This is a genomic window from Sporosarcina sp. NCCP-2716 (genome assembly GCF_023707985.1).
In the GTDB taxonomy this organism is placed as follows: Bacteria; Bacillota; Bacilli; order Bacillales_A; family Planococcaceae; genus Sporosarcina.
Genome location: NZ_BRCF01000007.1, coordinates 163,579 through 186,916, shown reverse-complemented (window position 1 = coordinate 186,916; position 23,338 = coordinate 163,579). Strand labels below are relative to the sequence as shown.

Annotated in this window: 21 protein-coding genes; 19 read left to right on the top strand and 2 right to left on the bottom strand. The window is 56.1% G+C overall.

Features of this window, described 5'->3' with window-relative positions:
- Positions 1-106 precede the first annotated feature (106 nt).
- Positions 107-1,345, top strand: a complete 1,239-nt coding sequence (locus NFU03_RS11575) for an erythromycin esterase family protein (protein ID WP_251638839.1) — start codon at positions 107-109, stop codon at positions 1,343-1,345.
- 32 nt (positions 1,346-1,377) lie between these two features.
- On the opposite strand, the gene NFU03_RS11570 is transcribed toward NFU03_RS11575, so the two are convergent.
- Positions 1,378-2,067 carry a class I SAM-dependent methyltransferase gene (locus NFU03_RS11570; RefSeq protein WP_251638838.1) on the bottom strand — a complete coding sequence of 230 codons (690 nt, stop codon included), beginning with the start codon at positions 2,065-2,067 and terminating at the stop codon, positions 1,378-1,380.
- A gap of 141 nt (positions 2,068-2,208) precedes the next feature.
- On the opposite strand from NFU03_RS11570, the gene NFU03_RS11565 reads away from it, so the two are divergent.
- The 12 genes from NFU03_RS11565 (at position 2,209) to NFU03_RS11510 (ending at position 16,515) form a co-directional block, all read left to right on the top strand.
- A complete protein-coding gene (locus NFU03_RS11565; protein WP_251638837.1) occupies positions 2,209-3,927 on the top strand; it encodes an adenine deaminase C-terminal domain-containing protein in 1,719 nt (572 codons plus the stop codon).
- Positions 3,928-3,937: 10 nt separating this feature from the next.
- A complete protein-coding gene (locus NFU03_RS11560; protein WP_251638836.1) occupies positions 3,938-4,975 on the top strand; it encodes a DUF3048 domain-containing protein in 1,038 nt (345 codons plus the stop codon).
- Positions 4,976-4,992: 17 nt separating this feature from the next.
- A complete protein-coding gene (locus NFU03_RS11555) occupies positions 4,993-5,313 on the top strand; it encodes a YerC/YecD family TrpR-related protein (RefSeq protein ID WP_251638835.1) in 321 nt (106 codons plus the stop codon).
- A gap of 117 nt (positions 5,314-5,430) precedes the next feature.
- Entirely contained in the window at positions 5,431-6,129 is a 699-nt protein-coding gene (gene pcrB / locus NFU03_RS11550) for a heptaprenylglyceryl phosphate synthase (protein ID WP_251638834.1), read from the top strand.
- Positions 6,130-6,174: 45 nt separating this feature from the next.
- Positions 6,175-8,403, top strand: a complete 2,229-nt coding sequence (gene pcrA / locus NFU03_RS11545) for a DNA helicase PcrA (RefSeq protein ID WP_251638833.1) — start codon at positions 6,175-6,177, stop codon at positions 8,401-8,403.
- Between the two features lie 15 nt (positions 8,404-8,418).
- Positions 8,419-10,434: an NAD-dependent DNA ligase LigA gene (gene ligA / locus NFU03_RS11540; protein WP_251638831.1), complete on the top strand. Its 2,016-nt coding sequence runs from the start codon at positions 8,419-8,421 to the stop codon at positions 10,432-10,434.
- Between the two features lie 7 nt (positions 10,435-10,441).
- A complete protein-coding gene (locus tag NFU03_RS11535) occupies positions 10,442-11,569 on the top strand; it encodes a CamS family sex pheromone protein (protein ID WP_251638830.1) in 1,128 nt (375 codons plus the stop codon).
- Positions 11,570-11,641: 72 nt separating this feature from the next.
- Positions 11,642-11,932, top strand: coding sequence for an Asp-tRNA(Asn)/Glu-tRNA(Gln) amidotransferase subunit GatC (gatC, locus tag NFU03_RS11530; RefSeq protein WP_251638829.1), 291 nt, complete (start codon positions 11,642-11,644; stop codon positions 11,930-11,932).
- A 24-nt stretch (positions 11,933-11,956) separates the two neighbouring features.
- The gene (gatA, locus tag NFU03_RS11525) at positions 11,957-13,417 is read left to right on the top strand and encodes an Asp-tRNA(Asn)/Glu-tRNA(Gln) amidotransferase subunit GatA (RefSeq protein ID WP_251638828.1); all 1,461 of its coding nucleotides are present in this window, start codon (positions 11,957-11,959) and stop codon (positions 13,415-13,417) included.
- A 2-nt stretch (positions 13,418-13,419) separates the two neighbouring features.
- A complete protein-coding gene (gene gatB / locus NFU03_RS11520) occupies positions 13,420-14,850 on the top strand; it encodes an Asp-tRNA(Asn)/Glu-tRNA(Gln) amidotransferase subunit GatB (protein WP_251638827.1) in 1,431 nt (476 codons plus the stop codon).
- A gap of 129 nt (positions 14,851-14,979) precedes the next feature.
- Positions 14,980-15,549, top strand: a complete 570-nt coding sequence (locus NFU03_RS11515) for a thioredoxin family protein (protein WP_251638826.1) — start codon at positions 14,980-14,982, stop codon at positions 15,547-15,549.
- Between the two features lie 51 nt (positions 15,550-15,600).
- Entirely contained in the window at positions 15,601-16,515 is a 915-nt protein-coding gene (locus NFU03_RS11510; RefSeq protein WP_251638825.1) for a diacylglycerol kinase, read from the top strand.
- A 441-nt stretch (positions 16,516-16,956) separates the two neighbouring features.
- Here NFU03_RS11510 and NFU03_RS11505 read toward each other — a convergent pair whose 3' ends face one another.
- The gene (locus tag NFU03_RS11505) at positions 16,957-17,388 is read right to left on the bottom strand and encodes an NUDIX hydrolase (RefSeq protein ID WP_251638823.1); all 432 of its coding nucleotides are present in this window, start codon (positions 17,386-17,388) and stop codon (positions 16,957-16,959) included.
- 323 nt (positions 17,389-17,711) lie between these two features.
- On the opposite strand from NFU03_RS11505, the gene NFU03_RS11500 reads away from it, so the two are divergent.
- The 6 genes from NFU03_RS11500 (at position 17,712) to NFU03_RS11480 (ending at position 23,273) form a co-directional block, all read left to right on the top strand.
- Entirely contained in the window at positions 17,712-19,061 is a 1,350-nt protein-coding gene (locus NFU03_RS11500; protein ID WP_251638821.1) for a cytochrome ubiquinol oxidase subunit I, read from the top strand.
- The gene (locus tag NFU03_RS11495) at positions 19,058-20,083 is read left to right on the top strand and encodes a cytochrome d ubiquinol oxidase subunit II (RefSeq protein ID WP_251638820.1); all 1,026 of its coding nucleotides are present in this window, start codon (positions 19,058-19,060) and stop codon (positions 20,081-20,083) included. The genes NFU03_RS11500 and NFU03_RS11495 overlap by 4 nt, the downstream gene beginning before the upstream one ends.
- A 12-nt stretch (positions 20,084-20,095) precedes the next feature.
- Positions 20,096-20,215, top strand: a complete 120-nt coding sequence (cydS, locus tag NFU03_RS15785) for a cytochrome bd oxidase small subunit CydS family protein (RefSeq protein ID WP_398290270.1) — start codon at positions 20,096-20,098, stop codon at positions 20,213-20,215.
- Positions 20,216-20,512: 297 nt separating this feature from the next.
- On the top strand, positions 20,513-21,910 hold the full coding sequence (gene rlmD, locus NFU03_RS11490; protein WP_251638819.1) for a 23S rRNA (uracil(1939)-C(5))-methyltransferase RlmD: 1,398 nt from the start codon (positions 20,513-20,515) through the stop codon (positions 21,908-21,910).
- Positions 21,911-22,207: 297 nt separating this feature from the next.
- A complete protein-coding gene (locus NFU03_RS11485; protein WP_251638818.1) occupies positions 22,208-22,609 on the top strand; it encodes an RrF2 family transcriptional regulator in 402 nt (133 codons plus the stop codon).
- Positions 22,610-22,700: 91 nt separating this feature from the next.
- On the top strand, positions 22,701-23,273 hold the full coding sequence (locus NFU03_RS11480) for a class I SAM-dependent methyltransferase (RefSeq protein ID WP_251638817.1): 573 nt from the start codon (positions 22,701-22,703) through the stop codon (positions 23,271-23,273).
- Positions 23,274-23,338: the final 65 nt, after the last annotated feature.

Here is a 23,338-nt window from a genome sequence, read left to right as displayed (position 1 = left end):
TGTTTGTTTTCAGAATGCCCAGAAAGGAATACCGTTATGCAAAAGGGTTTAGGTGGTTTTGCTGAGACTTCGATGGGAATACTGGTTGCAACAGGAGGTGTATCGTATGTCGAAAAAGATGAGGGTGGCAATAACCGAACAGGCACTTTCGCTCGGTGAAGCCGCATTGGCAGAATTGGCAGACCGTGCGGAATCTGCAGACGTCGTCATGATCGGGGAAGCTACGCATGGCACGAAAGAGTTCTATGCGCAGCGGGCGGAGCTGTCAAAACGGCTCATCACCGAGAAGGGCTTCACTGTCATTGCAGTGGAAGGGGACTGGCCGTCCGCCCAGGCTGCCAACCGATATGTAAAGTATGGGGAAGGGGAGTCGGCAAAGAGCGTGCTGCAGCAAGCCTTCACCCGCTGGCCGGAATGGATGTGGGCGAACGAAACGGTCGCAGACTTCGCCGAGTGGCTGAAGCGGCACAATGAGACTGCCGGAACGAAGACGGGATTCTACGGGATCGATTTGTACAGTCTGTACGAATCGATCGATGAGCTTTTGCGCTACTTGACGGAGCACCCTCAGGAAGGAACGGACCTGGACCTTGCCCGGAAAGCGTTTTCCTGCTTCGAACCGTATAACCGGATGCCCGAGCACTATGCTCTGTCTGCCGCCCACTTTACCGCTGAATGCATCCGGGAGGTGTCCGAACTGCTGTCAGCTGTCCGTGCCAGTGCCAAGCGGTATGAAGCGGGTCATGAAGAAGACCTGAATGCCGTCATGAATGCGCTTGTCGCAAAGAACGCGGAGGCGTATTACAGGGAGCTCATGCAGGAGGAGGCAATTTCCTGGAACACACGGGATCTGCACATGGCGGAGGCGGTGAAGGCGCTGAAGGCGTATCATGAAAATGCCAAAGTCATCATTTGGGAACATAACACCCATATCGGGGACGCGTCGGCAACGTCGATGACGAGCGCCGGCATGACGAATGTCGGGGAACTGATGCGTGAGGAATACGGGAAAGACCGGACGTATGCCGTTGGTTTCGGTACGTACGAAGGAACCGTCATCGCGGCGGATAGCTGGGGCGCCCCCCGCGAGCGGATGACGATACCGCCGGCTCCATTCAACACGTGGGAAGGTCAGCTCCATGCGTCGGGCCTCGGGGACAGCGTGCTGCTGTTCGACGGCAGCAGCTCTTCCTCGTTCGACGAATGGATCGGCCATCGAGCGGTCGGTGTCGTCTACAATCCGGAAATTGAAGCGCACGGCAACTTTGTCCCGTCACGCATCGGCAGCCGCTATGATGCATTCGTATTCATCGACCGGTCAACGGCGCTTGAGCCGCTTGACTGATGTTCTTTCCAGTGAGCCGGGTTTCTGACGGCTCACACAGCCACGCACAGCCAGCCATGAAAGAAGGTCGTCTGGAAAAAAGGTGTGATCCCGCCGAAACCGGCATCCGACAGAAGCTGTTCAATTTCTTCCTTCGGGAGGAACGACAGCGCACGGATGCCTTTTTCCATTTCCGCACCCTGCTCGGCGTTCAATGAAGTCCGGTCCAGCCAGTGCTGCCGCCAGAGGGCGAACTGTGCGTCAAGCTCCGCTGAATCCGCTGCACCGGCCATCGAGGCGATGACGAACGGGGCGCCCGTCTTCAGCCGGGCGCGGATATCCGCGAGCAGCTGCCGTTTAGCTTCCATCCCCTCTATGAAGTGGAGGACGAGCAGGCAGGCTGCAGCATCGGCCGGCTCGTCTGCCTGGACGTCAGCGGCGGATCCGAGCACGAACTTGACCCGTCCAGATGCAAGACCTGACGCTTTCTGTGCCGCCTGGATGAGCATCGGCTCCGACGGGTCAGCTGCTGTAAACGTCCAGCCAGGATGAATTTCAGCGAATTCCATGAGTTCGTTGCCGCCGCCCGCGCCGACGAGCAGGACGTGCGCGTGTTCATCCGCCTGGAGACGGAGCGCAGAACTTGCGAGACGGATCAGTCCGTCGTAGGTCGGCAGCGTGCGCCGGATCCCGCGGTCATATTCTGTTGCAGTGCTGCTGTCGAACATCAGTTTTTCATCCATGAACCCTTCCCCTTCCTTTTTGCTTCCTTGTCTCTATCATTCGGGATGGAGGCACCCAGTTCCTGCCTGTGCGCTCTATTCACTTTTTCCGCCATATGGTACGATGGACGGAGCAATGAACCGACAAAGGAGACGATTTGCATGTGGAACGCGGAAGAGATCGCTTCGCAGATTGCTGTGATCGACGGCAAGGAAGCGCCTGACCTGCTCATTACGAACGCGACGTATTTACATTCCGTCCTGAAAGAATGGAGGACCGGCACGATCTGGGTCAAACACGGACGGATCCTCTATACAGGAGATCGGCTTCCGGCGATGACGGAAGGCACGGAACTCATCGACGCAGCGGGGAAGTGGATCGTCCCCGGGTACATCGAGCCGCATGTGCATCCGTTCCAGCTGTACAATCCCGAATCGTTCGCGCAATTTGCGGCGCAGCGCGGGACCACCACGTTCCTCGCAGATACGCTGGCACTGCTCATGAGCATCGGGCGGGAGCCTGCATTCCGGCTGCTCGATCAGCTGAAAGGACTGCCATTCTCGTTCTACTGGTGGGCACGGTTCGATTCGCAGACGGCCCTGCAGCACGAGTCGGAACTGTTCGCGCCTGTAGAGGTCGCGCACTGGCTGAAGCGGGATGACGTACTGATGGGCGGCGAACTGACCGGCTGGCCGCGCCTGCTGAAAGGCGATGCCAATATGATGACGGCGATGCAGCTCGCGAAACAGCTCGGCAAAAAGATCGAAGGCCACTTTCCGGGCGCTTCCGAACGGACACTCGCGCGTATGCGGCTCCTTGGCGCTGATGGCGATCATGAAGCGATGACGGCAGACGAAGCGGAAGCCCGTCTGCTTCAAGGGTATGCGGTGACGCTCCGCGAATCGTCCATCCGGCCGGACCTGAAGCCGCTGCTCGAGGGGATCCTCGAGAAGCAGCTCGACGTGTTCGACCATCTCATGATGACGACGGACGGTTCCCCGCCGCTGTTCCACGAGGACGGCGTCATGGACAAGTGCATCCGGATTGCGATCGAAACAGGCGTTGCACCGATCGATGCCTATCAGATGGCGTCGTATAACATCGCCCGGTATTACGATATCGACGATCTGCATAGTGTAATAGCACCGGGCCGATTCGCCACGCTGAACTTCCTGACGGACATACAGGAACCGAATCCGTCCGACGTCCTGTCGAAAGGCGTCTGGCTGAAGCGTGACGGAGCGGCATGCACGGAATTCCAGGCCGCTGACTGGTCGGCGATCCCTGACCTCGCACTCGGATTCGACCTGACGGCTGACGATCTGGAAGTGACCGGCAGCCGCGGCATCGCGATGCTGAACGACGTCATCACGAAACCGTACGAGCTGACGATCGACCCGTCCGCCGACCGGCTCGAGTCAGGACACGATGAGTGCTTCCTCGCGCTGATCGGCCGGAACGGCAAGTGGCGGGTGACGACGGTCCTGAAAGGTTTCGCACGTGATCTGCAGGGACTGGCTTCCTCGTATTCCAACACAGGGGACCTCATTTTGATCGGCCAAGACAAGCAGGAGATGCTGCGCGCATTCCGCCGGGTGAAGGAGATCGGAGGCGGGATCGTCCTTGCTGAAAACGGCTCGATCGTACAGGAACTTCCGCTCGCAATCGGCGGCAGCCTGTCCGACCAGCCGGTGGACGTGCTGCGCGAACAGGAGCGGGCACTGAAAGACGCGCTGGAGAAACGCGGCTACGACAAAGGGGACGCTGTGTACAGCCTGCTGTTCCTCCAGTCGACCCACTTGCCATATATCCGGATCACGCAGACCGGCGTGCTCGACGTGATGCGCAATGAGCTGCTCACCCCGACGACGAAACGATAGGAGACGTGACATGAACGGAACGAAATTAGCTGGTGCGGCATTCCTCTGTACAGCCTTGCTGCTGACAGGCTGCACGAAAAATGATGAAGTGATGAATAACGGAGCGGCCGCCGAGACGGCAGACGGGGAGACGGGTATCGAACAGGCACTGCTTGAAACGGCGCCGTTCACAGGCGTTCCGGGCGAGTCCTATCCGATGCGCCCGATACTTGCAACGGTGAATAACCATCCGCTCGCCCGTCCGCAATCGGGCCTGAGCAAAGCGGATATCATCTATGAAGTTCTCGCCGAAGGCAATATCACCCGCCTGCTCGCCCTGTATCAGAGCGGGCTGCCGGACGAGATCGGCCCGATCCGCAGCGCCCGTGATTACTTCATAGATATCGCCGCCGGGCTTGACGCATTTTACATCGCCCACGGCTACAGCCCGGATGCCCGGGAGATGCTCGCTGATCACGCCGTCGATTCGGTCAACGGCATGCAGTACGACGGGACGTATTTCGAACGGTCGAGGGACAGGAAAGCACCGCACAATTCCTATATCTCGAAAGCGCACATTGAAGACGCGATGACTGACCTCCATATTGAGGAGACGATCCGCAAAGTGCCGCACCTGTCGTTCCATCCCGATGCCGAGAGCGCAAAACTCGGCGAGCTCGCGACAACCGTTGTCGTCGGCTCGGCGGATCCGAACTTTACGAGCACGTATGCATTCGACGCCGACAAGCGCGTCTATACACGGGAAGTGAACGGCATCCTGACTGTCGACAAAGCGGATGAAACACACGTGACGCCGGCAAATGTCCTCGTCGTCGAAGCGCCTTATGAAACGATCGACAGCGAAGGGCGCCAGTCGCTCGACCTGTCAAAGGGCGGCCGAGCCGTGCTGTTCCAGAACGGAATTGCGCTCGATACGGAATGGAAGATGATCGACGGCATCATCACCCCTGTCGAGAACGGCGTGCCGGCGAAGTTCGTGCCTGGCCAGACCTGGGTCCATATCGTACCGGAGCAGTCGATCGGCCAATCCGTCACGTACACCCCGTAAGAATGGAGGAACACCAGATGCTAGAGAAAATACGAAACGACCGGACGGACCAGCTGTTCCGCGCCATCCTCGAATTGCAGTCGCTTGAGGAATGCTACGCGTTCTTCGACGACCTGTGCACGATAGGCGAAGTCCAGTCGCTGTCACAGCGACTCGACGTCGCGGTCATGCTGAAGAACCGGCAGACCTACGACAAGATCCAGACGCAGACCGGCGCGAGCACCGCAACGATTTCACGGATCCGCCGCTGTGTCGATTACGGGTCCGGCGGCTATAATCTGATCGTCGGCCGACTGGACGGACAGGAAGGCTCCAAAACCGAACAAACGAACGAATGACCGGACAGCCCTGCGCTGGTTCCGGTTTTTTTACGGGCGAACAGCCGCCGGGAAGAACCCGACAGCAAATTTTGCTATAATGGATGAACGAACTTATACAGGAGCAGGTGAATGGGAATGGATTATCATAATTGGCGTCACGCCTTCAAATTGGACCCCGCAAAACAGATTGACGATGAAGCACTGGAAACCCTCGCTGAGTCAGGCACGGACGGCATCATCGTCGGCGGCACGGACGGTATTACACTGGAAGCCGTACTCCATCTGCTCGCCCGGCTGCGCCGGTTCGCCGTCCCGCTCGCGCTTGAAGTGTCTGATGCGGATGCGGTGACATTCGGTTTCGATTATTACTTCATCCCGACTGTCATGAACGCCACTGACGTGAAGTGGATGAACGGCGTGCATCTGGACGCACTGAAGGAATTCGGCCATATGATGAAATGGGAGGAGGTCGCAGCGGAAGGGTACTGCATCCTCAATCCGGACTGCAAGGCTGCCCACCTGACCGGGGCGACGGAACCGCTGACGAAAGAGGACGTCGTCGCCTACGCCCGCATGGCGGAGCATCTCTTCCGGCTGCCGATCTTCTATATGGAGTACAGCGGGATGTACGGCGATCCGCAGCTCGTGAGCGCCGCGGCTTCCGTCCTCGAAGAAACGCGCCTCGTTTATGGCGGTGGCATCGCGTCTGCAGGACAGGCCGCTGAAATGGCGGCTGTTGCGGACACCGTCGTCGTCGGCAATGTCATCTACGACGACCTGAAAGCAGCACTCGCAACAGTCGACGCCGTGAAATCCGTGGCAGCCCCTAAGTGACTCGTGTATACTGAAGAACAAACGTTCGAAAAGGCGGTTATAAAAATGAAAGAACTGACACAAGATCTCCTGACGGGCATGAACCCCGAACAGGCACGGGCGGTCAAGAAAACGGAAGGGCCGCTCCTCATCATGGCAGGGGCAGGCTCCGGGAAAACACGGGTGCTCACCCACCGTATCGCTTACCTCGTCATCGAAAAGGACGTCCACCCATCGAAGATCCTGGCCATCACGTTCACGAACAAGGCCGCACGGGAAATGCGCAGCCGGATCGACGGACTGCTCGGTGAAGGTTCGGGCGACCGGATGTGGGTCTCGACATTCCACTCGATGTGCGTCCGTATCCTGCGCCGCGACATCGACCGGATCGGCTACAAGAAGAGCTTCTCCATCCTCGACTCCGCCGACCAGCTGTCCGCTGTGAAATCGGTGCTGAAAGAGCAGAACCTTGACCCGAAACAGTACGACCCGCGCACGCTGCTCAACATCATCAGCTCCGCGAAGAACGAATGCATCGACGCAAGCGAATACCGGGCGGGCATGAACGAATCGAATCCGTTCGACCGGGTCATCGCGGACGTCTATGACGGCTATTCGAAGAAGCTGCGGAAGAACCAGTCGCTCGACTTCGACGACCTGATCATGCTGACACTCCGGCTGTTCGAGCAAGTGCCTGACGTCCTCGAATTCTACCAGGACAAGTTCCAGTACATCCATGTCGATGAATACCAGGATACGAACCATGCGCAATACAGGCTCGTCAAGATGCTCGCCGAGAAGTTCCGTAATATTTGCGTCGTCGGCGACTCCGACCAGTCGATCTACAAATGGCGCGGCGCCGACATCGGCAACATCCTGTCGTTCGAGAAAGACTACAAGGACGCCGAAGTCATCCTCCTCGAACAGAACTACCGCTCCACCCAGAACATCCTGCAGGCCGCAAACGACGTCATCCGGAATAACGCGAGCCGCTATGACAAACGGCTGCGCACCGAAAACGATGAAGGGGATACGATCACCATCTATAAAGCATCCGACGAAAAGGACGAAGCCCAGTTCGTCGTCGGCAAGATCATCGAACTGCAGCAGGAGGAAGGGTTCTCCCTCGACCAGTTCGCGGTCCTGTACCGGACGAATGCCCAGTCCCGGATGATCGAGGAATACTTGGTCAAATCGAATCTCGACTACACGATTGTCGGCGGCACGAAGTTCTATGACAGGAAAGAGATCAAAGACATCCTTGCGTATTTGCGGCTGATCGCCAACAACGACGACGACCTCGCCCTCGCGAGGATCATCAACGAGCCAAAGCGGAGCATCGGGGCGACGTCCTTCGAACGGATGGCCCAGTACGCCATCGAGAATGACCGGTCCATCTTCGACGCGATGCAGGAACTGGACTTCATGGGCCTGACGAAGAAAGCGGCTGTCGAGACGGCGAAATTCCGCGATATGATCCACGGCTTCACACAGATGCAGGAATTCCTGTCCGTGCGGGAACTGACCGAGCAGGTGATCGAGAAGACAGGCTACCGGGAAATGCTCGAACGCGAAAAGACGATCGAATCCGAGAGCCGTCTCGAGAACATCGACGAATTCCTGTCAGTGACGGCTGCGTTCGAGAAACGGGCGGACGAAGACGAAGGCGACAAATCCCTCGTCGCGTTCCTGACCGATCTTGCGCTCATCGCGGACATCGACTCGCTGGATAAAGACGAGAACCAAACCACTGAAAAAATCGTCCTGATGACGATGCACTCGGCGAAAGGGCTCGAATTCCCGGCCGTCTTCGTCGTAGGGATGGAAGAGAACATCTTCCCGCACGCCCGCTCGATCGGCGATGAGGAAGAGATGGAAGAAGAACGCCGGCTCGCATACGTCGCAATCACGCGTGCGGAGCAGAAATTATACATGTCCTCGGCATCGAGCCGGATGCTGTACGGACGCTACAGTTACAACAATCCGTCGCGTTTCCTGGCGGAGATTTCGGATGATATCATCGATACGATCAGCGGATCAGGCGGGTTCTCGTTCGGCGGCAGCGCCCGGACGGAAGCGCCGAGACGCCCTGCGGTGAAAAAACCTGTCTACGAAACGACTGGCGGGGAGAAGCTTGGCTGGAAAGCCGGTGACAAAGCTGCACATAAAAAATGGGGCACGGGAACGGTTGTCAGTGTCAAAGGATCCGCGGACGACGTGGAGCTCGACATCGCCTTCCCGGAAGTCGGCATAAAACGGCTGCTCGCCAAATTTGCACCGATCGAAAAAGTGTAGGAGGAGGAATGCCAGATGGACGATACCCAGGAACTTGAACAGCGGGTGAAGGAACTGAACCGCCTGCTGACGGAATACGGACAGGCCTATTACGTACTCGACCGCCCGGCTGTGACCGATGCTGAATACGACCGGCTCATGCAGGAGCTGCTCGCCATCGAAGAACAGAACCCAGACCTGATCTATCCCGACTCACCGACACAGCGCGTGGGCGGTTCCGTGTTGGAAGGGTTCACGAAAGTGCAGCATGAGTATCCGATGCTCAGCCTGTCCAACGTTTTCAACGAAGAGGACATCCGGGAATTCGACCGGCGTGTCCGCGCGGGTGTCGGCGATTCCGTAACGTACATCTGCGAGCTCAAGATCGACGGACTCGCCGTCTCACTTAAGTATGATTCCGGAAAGTTCGTGCAGGGCTCGACGCGCGGAGACGGGACGGTCGGCGAAGACATCACGGCGAACTTGCGGACGATCCGCTCGATCCCCCTCAAGCTGGAAGAGCCGGTGACGATCGAAGTGCGCGGCGAAGCCTACATGCCGAAGAAATCGTTCGTCAAGCTGAACGCGGCCCGTGACGAAGCAGGGGATGAACCGTTCGCGAATCCTCGGAACGCAGCGGCCGGCTCCCTCCGCCAGCTAGACCCGAAAATCGCCGCAAGCCGCAATCTGGCGGTGTTCCTCTATGGGGTCGGCGGTGACGGGGAAGCGTATGGCCAGACCGCCCACTCGGCCGCGCTCGATTATCTGGATACACTCGGCCTCGTGACGAACCACGAACGGAAACGGTGCGGCACGATCGAGGAAGTGCTCGACTATGTCGACAGCTGGGGTGAAAAACGTGCCTCGCTCGACTACGAAATCGACGGCATCGTCATCAAGGTCGACCGGTTCGAAGATCAGGAACAGCTCGGCTACACGGCGAAAAGCCCGCGCTGGGCGACCGCCTATAAATTCCCGGCCGAAGAAGTGACGACGAAACTGCTCGATATCGAACTCAGTGTCGGCCGGACAGGCACCGTCACGCCGACCGCGATTCTGGAGCCGGTGCGTGTCGCAGGAACGACCGTCGGCAGGGCATCCCTCCATAATGAGGATCTGATCCGTGAGAAGGATATCCGGATCGGCGACCAGGTGAAGATCCGGAAAGCCGGCGATATCATCCCGGAAGTGATCGGACCGCTCACCGAGCTGCGGACCGGGGAAGAGACCGAGTTCCATATGCCGGAAGACTGTCCGGTATGCGGTTCGGAATTGATCCGCATTGAAGGAGAAGTCGCCCTACGCTGCGTCAACCCGCAATGCCCGGCACAGCTGAAGGAAGCGCTCATCCACTTTGTTTCGAGAAACGCCATGAATATCGAAGGGATCGGCGAACGTGTCGTCGACCAGCTGTATTCGGCGGAACTTGTAAAAGACTTTTCGGATCTGTATGGGCTGACCGCAGAACAGCTGATGGCGCTGGAACGGATGGGAGAAAAATCCGCAACGAATTTAGTGAACGCCATCGAGAAGTCCAAAGAGAACTCGTTTGAGAAACTGCTGTTCGGCCTCGGCATCCGTCACGTCGGTGAAAAGGCTGCGGTGATCCTTGCGCGCGAATTCGGCTCACTCGACCGACTCATGGCGGCCGAACCCGAAGAGCTGCTGGCCATCCATGAAATCGGTGAAAAAGTAGCGGATGCGATCGGGACGTTCTTCTCGAACGAGGACGTACTGGACGTCATCGGCAAACTGAAAGCATACGGCGTCAATATCGAATACAAAGGCAGAACGCTGCAGGACATTCCGGCAGAAGGACCGTTTGTCGGCAAGAAAATCGTCCTGACCGGAAAACTGGAAATCCTGACACGGAACGAAGCGAAAGAAAAAATAGAGGCGCTAGGCGGAGACGTCAGCGGCAGCGTCAGTAAGAAAACGGACCTCGTCATCGCCGGGGAGGACGCCGGATCGAAACTGACAAAAGCGGAAGAGCTGGGCATCGAAGTCTGGGACGAAGCGAAGCTGGTCGAAGTGCTTGGAACAAAGGAGTAAACAACGAATGAAAAGGTTATTCACATTGCCCGCCTTCGCCGCGGTTCTCGTGCTTGGCGGGTGTATCCCCTCGATCGGGCCGGAAAAAGACGAAGTCATCCAGGAAAACGAAGATACTAAGCAGGAAACCGTGCTCATCCCGGAAGTACAGCTGAACGAACAATACTACCGGACGCTGCTGCCGTTCAAGAAGAGTGCGACCCGCGGCCTGATCGTCAACCAGGTGTACAGCAAATACGACGTCGGGGAAGTCGAAGAAGGGCTTCTCCGGCTGTCGGCGGAGCACTTCAGCCCGAAAGACCATTTCTTGCAGGAAGGGCAGTTCATCGACGAGAAAACAGCGATCCACTGGCTGTCCCGCAGTTCGAAATTCGACGAAGGGCTCAACCCGCCGATCAACGACAAGATGTCGCCGCAGGACATCAGTGAGAAAGCACCGGTCTACTTGGCGCATATCGTCGAGCAGGATTACTATGTCAAGACGGGCGACAAGAAAGTCGGCCTGGCCGGCATTTCAATCGGCCTTGCTATGAACTCCGTGTTCTACCAGCGGGACGCTGCGGAAGCGAAGATCCCCGACAAAGTGATCGAACAGCAGGGCATGAAGATGGCGGAGACAATCGTCCAGCGCATGCGGAAGCTCGACGGCGTCGGCGATGTCCCGATCACCATCGGCCTGTTCAAGCAGCAGCCGCGCAGTTCGATCGTCCCGGGCACGTATTTCGCCCATACGTACGTCGACAAAGGGAAAGACAAACCGAATGGCTGGAAACAGGTGAACGAGAAGTACGTCTTGATGCCGGCTGCTTCGAACGAAGACAATTACAGGGACGACAACATGCAGTTCGAGAAGTTGAAACAGGATGTCAATGACTATTTCCCGGGGTTCATCAGCATCGTCGGCACAGCCTTCTACACGGATAAGAATTTGAATTCGATGAAGATCAGTGTGCCGATCCAATTTTATGGAAAGAACGAAGTGGTCGCACTGACGCAGTACATGACCTCGCTCGTCATGAAGTATTACCCGGACATCCGCGTGGAAGTGAGCATCACTTCAGCGAACGGACCGGAGTCGCTCATCACGAAAAACGCCGGCGACAAAGAGGCCTCCGTCCATATCTATTCCTATTGACCTAAGGAACTTTTCATCATCCAGCGAAGGTGTTATGATTAATCGTACTGATAAAAGCCAGGAGGAGAGAGTATGTCCAATTTCACAAAAGAGGAAGTCCAGTACTACGCGAATTTCGCCCGGATCGATATGCCGGATGCGGAAGCGCAGAAGTTCGCAGACCGCTTGGACACCCTGCTCGAATTTACGGATCGACTGAAAGAAATCGATACAACGAACGTAGCGCAGATGACCCACCCGCTTACGATTACGAACGTGCTGCGCGAAGATAAACCCGCAGACATTCTGGACCGTGACGACATGCTGAAGAGCGTCGAAGACCACGAAGACGGAATGATCAAAGTACCGAATATCCTGGACTGACCTGTATAGAGGAGGAATTGACTTATGGCAGTAAACAAAACAGCGTCCGAACTGCAGTCTCTTTTACATAGCCGCGAACTGTCGGTGAAGGAACTCACAGAGGAAACGCTCAAGACCATCAAGGAAACGGACGGCCCGATCCAGGCGTTCCTGACTGTGACGGAAACCGAAGCACTGCAGGCGGCAGACCAGCTCGACAGCCTGCCGGACGCTGAACGCGGTCTCCTGTTCGGCATGCCGATCGGTATCAAGGACAACATCATCACGAAAGGCATCCGGACGACTTGTGCGAGCAAGATGCTCGAGAACTTCGTGCCGGTCTACGAAGGGACAGTCACGGAGCGCGTGAAAGACAGCGGTATGGTGATCGTCGGGAAACTCAACATGGACGAGTTCGCAATGGGCTCGACGACCGAGCACTCCGCGTTCCAGAAAACCCATAACCCATGGGATCTCGACCGCGTGCCGGGCGGATCTTCAGGCGGTTCGGCCGCTGCTGTCGCAGCCGGCCAAGTGCTCTACTCCCTCGGTTCCGACACAGGCGGCTCCGTCCGTCAGCCGGCAGCATTCTGCGGCGTCGTCGGCATGAAGCCGACGTACGGCCGTGTATCCCGTTCAGGACTCGTCGCGTTCGGATCGTCACTCGATCAGATCGGCCCGATCACGAAAACCGTTGAAGACAATGCGATGCTGCTGAGTGCGATCGCCGGTTCCGACTACCGCGACGCGTCAGCTTCCGAAAAAGCAGTGCCGGACTACCGCAGTGCGCTGACAGGCGACATCAAAGGACTGAAGATCGCCGTGCCTGCACGGTACCTCGGCGAAGGCGTCCAGCCGGAAGTCCGTGATGCTGTGAAGACGGCGATCGGTGTCCTCGAATCACTCGGCGCACACGTCGACGAAATCGACTTGAGCTATTCCCGCTATTCAGCGCCGACGTACTACGTCATTTCATCGGCAGAGGCGTCCTCGAACCTTGCCCGTTTCGACGGCATCCGGTACGGCTACCACCCGGCCGATGCGAAAAATCTGAACGAGATCTACTTGCGTTCGCGCGCGGAAGGCTTCGGTGATGAAGTGAAGAAACGTGTGCTCTACGGCACGTACGCGCTGAGCGCAGGCCACCACGAAGACTTGTACGAGCGCGCGCAGAAAGTCCGGTCGCTCATCGCGCAGGACTTCCAGGATGTGTTCAGAGACTATGACGTCATCGTAGGACCGACAAGCGCGACGAACGCCTACAAACTCGGCGAGACGATCAAAGATCCGCTGACACTGTATGCAAACGACCTGCTCACGACACCGATGAACCTTGCCGGCATCCCGGCGATCTCTGTACCGTGCGGTTTCGCGGAAGGGCTTCCGGTCGGTCTGCAGATCATCGCCAACCACTTCGAAGAACCGCTGCTCTACAAAGTGGCGCACGCATACGAGCAAGCGACTGAATTCCATAAACAGACGCCGCCTGCAAGGGAGGGGAACTGACCATGAACTTCGAAACGATTGTCGGACTTGAAGTCCACGTTGAACTGAAAACAGATACGAAAATCTTTTCGCCGGCTCCTGCCCACTTCGGCGCAGCCCCGAATATGAACATCCACCCGACCGACCTGGCGTATCCCGGCACACTGCCGACGATGAACAAACAGGCGATCGATTTCGGCATGAAGGCGTCGATGGCGCTGAACTGCGACATCGCCCGGACGATGAACTTCGACCGGAAGCATTACTTCTATCCGGACAATCCGAAAGCGTACCAGATCTCCCAGGATGACCGTCCTGTCGGCGCGAACGGCTGGATCGAAATCGAAGTCGACGGCTACAAGAAGAAGATTCGCATCGAACGCGTCCATCTGGAAGAAGATGCAGGGAAACTGACGCACGCGGATGGCGGCTACTCCCTCGTCGACTTGAACCGTCAGGGCACACCGCTCATCGAGATCGTCACGGAGGCTGACATCCGCACACCGAACGAAGCGTACGCTTTCCTCGAAAAGCTGAAAGCGATCATCCAGTACACCGGCGTTTCCGACGTCCGGATGGAAGAAGGCTCGCTCCGCTGTGACGCCAACATCTCGCTGCGCCCATACGGTCAGGAAGAATTCGGCACGAAAACCGAACTCAAGAACCTGAACTCCTTCAACTTCGTCCGCCGCGGAATCGCGAATGAAGTCGAGCGCCAGGAGAAAGTCCTCCTGTCCGGCGGCAAAATCGTCCAGGAGACACGCCGCTACGACGAAGCGACCGGCCAGACCGTCCTGATGCGCGTTAAAGGCAGCGCGAACGACTACCGGTTCATCAACGACCCGGATCTGTCGGAGGTCATCATCGACGAAGACTGGATCGAACGGGTCAAGCGCGAAATTCCGGAACTTCCGGATGCGCGGAAAGCCCGTTACGTCAACGACCTCGGCCTGCCGGCATACGACGCACACGTCCTGACGCTGACGAAGGAGATGTCCGATTTCTTCGATGAAACCGTCAGTGCCGGAGCGGATGCGAAACTCGCTTCGAACTGGCTCATGGGCGAAGTGTCGGCGTATTTGAACTCAGAAGGCAAGGAACTGAGCGAAACACCGATCACGCCTGCAGGCCTCGCAAGCCTTGTCAAGCTAATCGCAGACGGCACGATTTCGTCGAAGATCGCGAAGAAAGTGTTCAAGGAACTTGCAGAGAACGGCGGCGACGCAGGCCAGATCGTCAAGGACAAAGGACTCGTCCAGATCTCCGACGAAGGCACACTTCGTACCGTCATCGGCGAAATCCTCGATAAGAACGAACAGTCGATCGAAGACTACAAGAACGGGAAAGACCGTGCTGTCGGCTTCCTCGTCGGCCAGGTCATGAAAGCAACGAAAGGCCAGGCGAACCCGCCAATGGTCAACAAACTGCTGCTGGACGAAATCAGCAAACGATAAGCAACCTAGATGACGTCCTGTACGCCGGCCGAAACAGCCGGAGGCAGGGCGTTTTCTAAGGCGCCGGCATGAGAATTGCTTTGTTTGCGCTGCAAGGGGTACACTTGAAGTAAAGGAGTGTGAAGGCTGTTGGCAACAGAATTGGAGTATTTCGAACAGGCGATTTCACTGGAAGACTACATGGACCGGATGGAACACCATAAGGAAAGCAGCTTTTCCATTTACGAACAGTTTGACGTGCCGAAAGACGACACATTCATCTCCCTGCTGAAAGAGGCCAAGTCCCGCGTCCTCGTCATCACGGAAGACTGGTGCGGTGACGCGATGATGAACAACCCTATCCTGCGCCGCATCGCGGAAGCTGCAGATCTTGATGTACGCGCTGTGTACCGCGACGAAGACACCGATCTCATCGACCGTCATCTGACGAACGGCGGGCGCTCGATTCCCGTCTACCTGCTGCTGGACGCAAACGGCGATGTCTTGGCTAAATGGGGACCGCGCGCGGCTTCGATCCAGGAACGTGTCATGGAACTGAAGAAAGGGATCCCGCCGAAGGATGCGCCGGATTTCGAAGAGAAACAGCGTGCCGTCCTCGACAAGATCACGGCTGAATATACGACGAAGCCTGAGTTCTGGCTGACTGTCTACGAAGATATACGCAATACATTCACCCCCGTGCTGCAGGCGAACGCATAACGACAGCTGCTGCCGGCACAACGAGTGTGTACAGAGAGAGGGAAACAACGTATGAAGCGTGCTCGTATCATTTACAACCCGACTGCGGGACGGGAAGCATTCCGCAAAAACCTGGCGGACGTGCTCATGAAGCTGGAGCAGGCGGGCTATGAAGCCTCCGCCCACGCCACGACTTGTGAAGGGGATGCCACCGTCGCAGCGGCAGCCGCCGTGGAGCGCGGGTTCGACCTGATCATCGCAGCAGGCGGTGACGGGACACTGAACGAAGTCGTTGCCGGCATCTCGGCGTTCGCCGACCGCCCGCCGATCGGCCTCATTCCGATGGGGACGACGAATGACTTCGCACGGGCGCTGCGGATTCCGCGCGACATCGATAAGGCGCTCGACATCATCCTGGAAGGACAGATGATCCCGGTGGACGTCGGCATGATGAACGACCGGTATTTCATCAACATCGCGGGCGGCGGCCGCCTGACCGAACTGACATATGAAGTACCGAGCCGCCTGAAGACGATGCTTGGCCAGCTCGCGTACTACTTGAAAGGCATCGAAATGATGCCGTCCATCCACGCGAGTAAAGTGCGGATCGAGTACGACGGCGAAGTGTTCGACGACGAAGCGATGCTGTTCCTCGTAGGGCTGACAAATTCCGTCGGCGGCTTTGAGAAACTTGCGCCAGACTCAAGTATCAACGACGGAAAGTTCACGCTGCTCATATTGAAGAAGTGCAACATCGCCGAATTCATCCGGGTGGTGACGCTGGCTGTGCGCGGTGAGCACCTGAACGACCCGCTCGTGATCTCCTGCAAAGCCCAGTCGGTGAAAGTCACATCCGACGAAGAAGTGCTCATCAACCTGGACGGCGAATACGGCGGCAAAATCCCTGCCGTCTTCGAAAACCTGTCCTGCCATATTCAGATGTGCGTCCCGTTCGACCAGCTCCGTGAACAGGACCGTACTTGGTGATTTGTGAAACTCCGCGTATGCGGAGTTTTTTTTGTTGTGGGGGGCGGGCGGGGGAGGAATGGAGCGGTTAGGCAGGGGAATGGAGCGGTTAGGCAGGGGAATGGAGCGGTTAGGCAGGGGAAACGAGCGGTTAAGCGGGGGAAACGAGCGGTTAGAGGGCGGATGCGCTCCAGAACGGTACGAACCGCTCAAGCAGGCACATGAACCGCTCAAGCGAGACGAGAACCGCTCAAACAGGCACATGAACCGCTCAAGCGAGACGAGAACCGCTCAAGCGGGCACATGAACCGCTCAAGCGGGTACTCGAACCGCTCAAGCGAGACGAGAACCGCTCAAGCAGGCACAAGAACCGCTCAAGCGAGTACTCGAACCGCTCAAGCCACGCCTTCCATACACAAAAAAAGCAGCAGGCACAAGCCCGCTGCTTTCCGTTAATCCCTCTTATTCGATGAATTCCAATGCCTGATCCTGCTTCGATGCAAGCTTCGGCAGCTCTTCGACCGGAATCCATTTGAAATGGAAGATGAGCCCTTCATCTTTTCCATCGCCGTGCACGGTGTAATCCCATTCCTGCTCGTGGTCACCGACGTAATCGAAATGGAAGACGTTCCGCTCCAATACTTCATCCTTATCTTTCGGGAAGAAATTGGTCTTATGCAGCTTGCCGCAAAGGACGAGCTCGTCGCGCTGGATGCCTGATTCCTCTTCGATCTCGCGATACAGCGCGTCGATCAGCAGCTCATCGCGCTCGATCGTCCCGCCGGGTACTTGGAGACCGGCTTCCGGGTAGTCCCTGTGTTCGAACACAAGAAGGTCCCGGTCCTCTTCTTCGCCGCGTGTAATATAGGCAAGTACTTTCCGTTTTAATTTCATTGTGCTCACCTCGCTTAATTGTACTAGTATACCATTCAATTCGAAATTATTCAATCATTTCGCAAACCAGTTGTACGAATTTCGTCAATTCTATATACCCGATCAGGGATATTTTAATCGTAAATAGGGAAACCACTAAGTGTAACCGGAGTTTTGACCGAAATCAGTGAAGATAGGAAGTGGCCGGATGTACAAAAAACAAGAAAAGGTTCTCATGTGGCTGGCGTTCGGTGTCGCAGGTATCATGCTCCTGTCCATACTCGGCCGCCTGTTCAGCTGAGGGCACCGGACTCATTGCATAACGACTTAAGGAGGCAGCTCAAATGGGAAACGAAGAAGCTGTATTTTTCTCTCGGGTACTGACGGAAACGACACTGTCCTTCCACATCATCTACGCCACGATCGGCGTCGGTGTCCCGCTCATGATCATGATTGCCCAGTGGGTGGGCATTAAAAAGAACGACGAGCACTACATCCTGCTCGCCCGCAGATGGGCGCGCGGATTCGTCATCACGGTGGCGGTCGGCGTCGTCACCGGGACAGCGATCGGACTGCAGCTGTCCTTATTATGGCCGAACTTCATGGAACTAGCCGGAAACGTCATCGCCCTGCCGCTGTTCATGGAAACATTCGCCTTTTTCTTCGAAGCGATTTTTCTCGGCATCTATTTGTATACGTGGGACCGTTTCGAAAACCAGAAGAAACACTTGCTGCTGCTGATTCCCGTCGCGCTCGGCGCTGCGTTCTCGGCGGTGTTCATCACGATCGTCAACGCGTTCATGAACGCGCCGCGCGGATTTGACATCGTCAACGGCGAACTCGTCAATATCAGTCCGCTGCTCGCGATGTTCAACCCGGCGATGCCGACAAAAGTGGCGCACGTCGTCGTGACGGCGTTCATGACTGCCGCGTTCCTGCTGGCAGCGATTGCAGCATTCCGCCTGCTGCGCGGCTCGGATCATGTCTATCACAAGAAAGCGCTTCTGCTGACGATGAAAGTCGGGTTCATATTCTCGATCGGGGCTGCCGTCATCGGCGACTTCTCCGGCAAATATCTCGCCGAGTACCAGCCGGAAAAACTGGCGGCTGCAGAATGGCACTTTGAAACGACCGACAAAGCGGAGCTGATCCTGCTCGGGGTGCTTGACGAAAACAACGAAGCGAAGTACGCCATCAAGATTCCGTACGGTCTGTCGGTCTTGGCTGCGAACAATCCGTTCGCGGAAGTGACCGGGCTCGACCAGTTCCCGGAAGATGAAGTGCCGCCGCTCTACATCCACTACCTGTTCAACTTCATGGTGTTCATCGGCATGTGGATGGCGTTCCTGTCAGGCGTATTCCTGCTCGGGAAATGGCGCAACTGGACATTCACTTCGACGAAATGGTTCCGCTGGCTCATCGTGCTCGGCGGTCCGCTGTCCGTCCTCGCCATCGAACTCGGCTGGTGGTTCGCCGAAGTCGGCCGGCAGCCGTGGATCCTCCGTGACATCATGAAAGTGTCGGAAGCCGCGACGACGAGCGGCCAGGTCGACCTCATGCTCATCCTGTTCTGCCTGCTCTACCTCGTGCTAGGTGTCGGCAGCATTGTCGTCCTGCGACGCATGTTCCACCGCAATCCGGTGGAGAAAGAACTGGAAGACCGCCATGCGATGAAAGGACGTGATGTGCGATGAACCTTGAAATCCTTGGGATCACCGTATTATGGACCTTCCTGTTCGGCTATATAATGGTCGGTGCGATCGATTTCGGCGCAGGCTTCTTCAACGCCTACAGCCGGATCACCGGGAAAGAGCGTATCCTCACGCGTGTCATCCAGCGGTATTTGTCGCCCGTCTGGGAAATAACGAACGTCTTTCTCGTGTTCTTCTTCGTCGGGATCATCGGGTTCTTCCCGAAAACGGCGTTCTATTACGGGACGACGCTCCTTGTACCGGTCAGTTTCGGTGTGATCCTGCTGGCGATCCGCGGTTCCTATTATGCGTTTGAGACGTACGGGGCGAGGGGCCACAAAGGCTATTCGTTCATGTACGGATTGGCGGGTCTGCTCATTCCGGCGTCGCTGTCGATCGTGCTGACCATCTCGGAAGGCGGGTTCATTGAAATGGTCGACGGCAATCCGGTGCTCGACTACTGGAAACTGTTCACGAGCCCGCTGACATGGTCGATCGTCGTCCTGAGCCTGTCCGCAACGCTCTACATTTCCGCCGTGTTCCTGACGTGGTACGCGAACAAAGCGGGGGATGCTGACGCAACGAGTCTGCTCCGCCGCTACGCGCTCACGTGGGCGGTTCCGACGATGATCGCAGCGGGCGGCATCATCGTGGAATTGCGGAAATACCAGCCGGAACACTACAATAACATCCAGACGTTCTGGCCGATGTTCCTGATCTCACTCCTGCTGTTCGTCGGGACGGTTTACCTGCTGTTCACGAAACGGCAGTACGGCTGGGCGTTCGCCATGCTCGCGGGACAGTTCGCGTTCGCCTTCTATGGATATGGCGCCTCGCATTATCCATACTTGCTGTATCCGTACTTGACGATCTACGACAGCTTCACGAACCCGGCCATGGCGATTTCACTCATTGTCGTGTTTGTCCTCGGACTGTGCTTGCTCATTCCGGCACTCATCCTCGTCATGCGTCTGTTCCTGTTCGACAAAGACTATGTCCAAGGCAAAGACGACTATCATGCATAAGGAGGCAATCGCATGGAACAATTCATCATCTTCTACGCACCGTTCATCGTCCTCATCGGGCTGATCATCGCCGCATTCGTCGTGGCACCGATGGACGGCTGGGTAGTGAAAAAGGAAAAGGAAAAGAAGTAAGGTGGAAAGGCTGCCCGCGGGCAGCCTTTTTTTCGGGATGAAGGACATGCGGGGGCGGCTGACCGCTCCATTCACTACGCTAAGCGATCAATTCTCTCAGGTAAGCGATCCATTCCGCCGTCGAAGCGATCCATTGCTCCAGCTAACCGCTCAATTCGGACAGGAAAGCGATCAATTCCCGCGGCTAACCGCTCAATTCTCCTAGCTGACCGCTCCATCCCAGCCCATCTCCCCAAGCCATAGAACCCCCACCTATGGTAAACTACAACTTAGACCACAAAACGGAGGCAACAAACCATGACGTATGCAGTACACCAAAACGACCGGCTCATCGTTCACATAGAAGATCTCACGCACGACGGCTCCGGCGTCGGCAAAGTGCAGGGCTATCCGCTCTTCATCCCCGGCGCGCTGCCGGGCGAGGAAGTCGAAGTGAAAGTCGGCAAGACGCTGAAGAACTACGGCTTCGCCAAACTGCTCAACATTCTCACGCCTTCGCCCGACCGGATCACCGGCCCGTGCCACGTCTATCCGGAATGCGGCGGCTGCCAGATCCAGCACCTGACGTACGAGGCGCAGCTGAAGCAGAAACAGAAAACCGTCCGCGACGTGATGGACCGCATCGCTAAACTCCCGGACGTTCCGGTCCACCCGACAATCGGTATGGACGACCCATGGCGATATCGCAACAAATCGCAGATCCCGTTCAGCGAGCGCGACGGCCGCATCGTCTCGGGCTTCTACCGCTCGAAGACGCATCATATTGTCGACACCGACACTTGCATCATCCAGAGCACCGAAGCAGACGACCTGATGGCGATGCTGAAACGCGAGCTGCAGATCCTCGGCATAGATGCTTATAACGAACAGACAAACAAAGGCTTCCTGCGCCACCTCGTCGTCCGGAAAGCCCGCGCGACCGGCGAGCTCATGGTCGTCCTCGTCACCGCACGCCGCAAATTCCCGGAAGCCGCGCAAGTCATCGAGGTCATCAAACGAACCGTCCCGGACGTCACGTCGATCATGCAGAACGTCAACACACAGAAGACCAACGTCATCTTTGGCGATCAAACCCTGTGCCTCTACGGCAAGGACGTCATCATCGACTCGATCGGCGGCACCGACTTCGAGATTTCCGCGCGCTCGTTCTACCAAGTGAACCCCGTGCAGACGGAAACGCTCTACAGCCAGGCGCTCCAATACGCCAAGCTTACAGGTACTGAAACCGTCATCGACGCGTACTGCGGCATCGGCACAATCTCGCTGTTCCTCGCGAAGGAGGCGAAAGAAGTGTACGGCGTCGAAATCGTCCCGCAGGCGATCGAAGACGCGAAACGGAACGCCGCGCTAAACGGCATCACGAACGCACACTTCGAAACCGGCGCATCCGAAGACGTCATCCCGAAATGGTACAGCGAAGACAAAACGTTCGACGTCCTCGTCGTCGACCCGCCGCGGAAAGGCTGCGACGAAAAACTGCTCGAGACGATCCTTACCCACAAACCGGGCCGCATCGTCTACGTTTCCTGTAATCCGGCCACGCTCGCCCGTGATTTGCGAATTCTAGAGGACGGCGGTTACCAGACGCAGGAAGTGCAGCCGGTGGATATGTTCCCTCACTCAACGCACGTGGAGTGCGTAACGTGGCTTGAATTAAGGCAGGCTGGCGGCAATGATGTTGTGATCTCTAGCTAAATAATGATGTATGTTTTATGTTCCCTCGAACGGATGGTTCGGGGGATTTATTGTCTGCCAGGGGCCTGCTTAAGGGCATTTTATTTTTTGGCTTTCCTCAAGGGTTTCTGTCTTCGGAAGGTGTCGATTTTAATTGATCATTGATCTGAATAACGACATGCCTAAACGTAATTTGGTGAATATCAAAAAGAGGAGTTATAAATCTTTACGTTGACTATCTGCATCGATCGTGATAGGTTTAATTTTATTAAGGATATCAAGAGTCCGTGATATCCGTAAATGAAAGGGAGGATATGTATGAAGTATTCAAACGCGACAAACTACGCCTTGCACACAATGGTGCATTTAATACTGCAGCCCAGGGAGAGCTTGGTGGGAGTACAGGAATTAGCCGAAATGCAACATCTTTCCCCGACGTATCTCTCTAAGATATTAACCAAACTTGCGAAAGCTGGGTTGATTGAGTCAACGCCAGGAGCGAAGGGAGGCTATAAAGTCTCCAGAACAAAACATGAAATATCCTTTTTGGATGTCATTCATGCGATTGAAGGAGATACAAGCTTATTCGACTGCTCCATTCATCATGAGGGCTGTGCAATTGAGAAAGTCATGTGGCAGGCAGAGGAAAATATGAAAAGTGAATTGAATTCAAAGCTCTTGATCGATATAGCTAAAGAAGCAGAATCCAAGCAGAAGTAACCGGAAGTTATTAGTACCAGCACTGACAGAAGAAAAATTCAACGAGGATAAACAGCATGCTTAAACAGCTGATTAGAATAGGAGGATATATATGCATCACCCACATGAGAAGCACAGCAAAGGAAAAGTATCGTACTTGGAGAGTCCCGGACGAAGAAAGGAATTCTCCCCGGAACAATTGCTGAGGATGATTCCACTAAAAGAAACGGACAGCGTCTTGGACTTCGGCGCTGGAACCGGTTATTTTTCCATCCCAGTGGCGAAGATGACAACGGGCAAAGTATACGCTTTAGATATCGATGCTGCAATGATTGAGATAATAATGGAAAAATCCTTGAAGGTACAGCTTGAGAATATTGTCCCGGTGCAAGGAAGTATGGAGGAACTTCCTTTACCTGATGGCACTATCGATATAATCATCGCTTCTCTTGTCCTGCATGAAATTCAGCCATTAGGGCCACTCTTACAGCAAATGAGAAATGTATTGAAAAAAGAAGGCTATCTTATCTGTCTGGAACTTGAACCAAAAGGAAGTCCCGATAAAGGACCAAGAATTAACTTGGAGGGAATGGAGCGAGAAATGAAGGAAGCCGGATTCCGGATAACGGGGAAACACTTCCCATCGGAATCGCTATACATGCTCGTTGCGCAGAAAACGAATTGACCGGTTCTTTTGTTGTTTAATTAGGGTCATTAAGTGTCTGTAAAATCTTTTATCCCTCGATCACC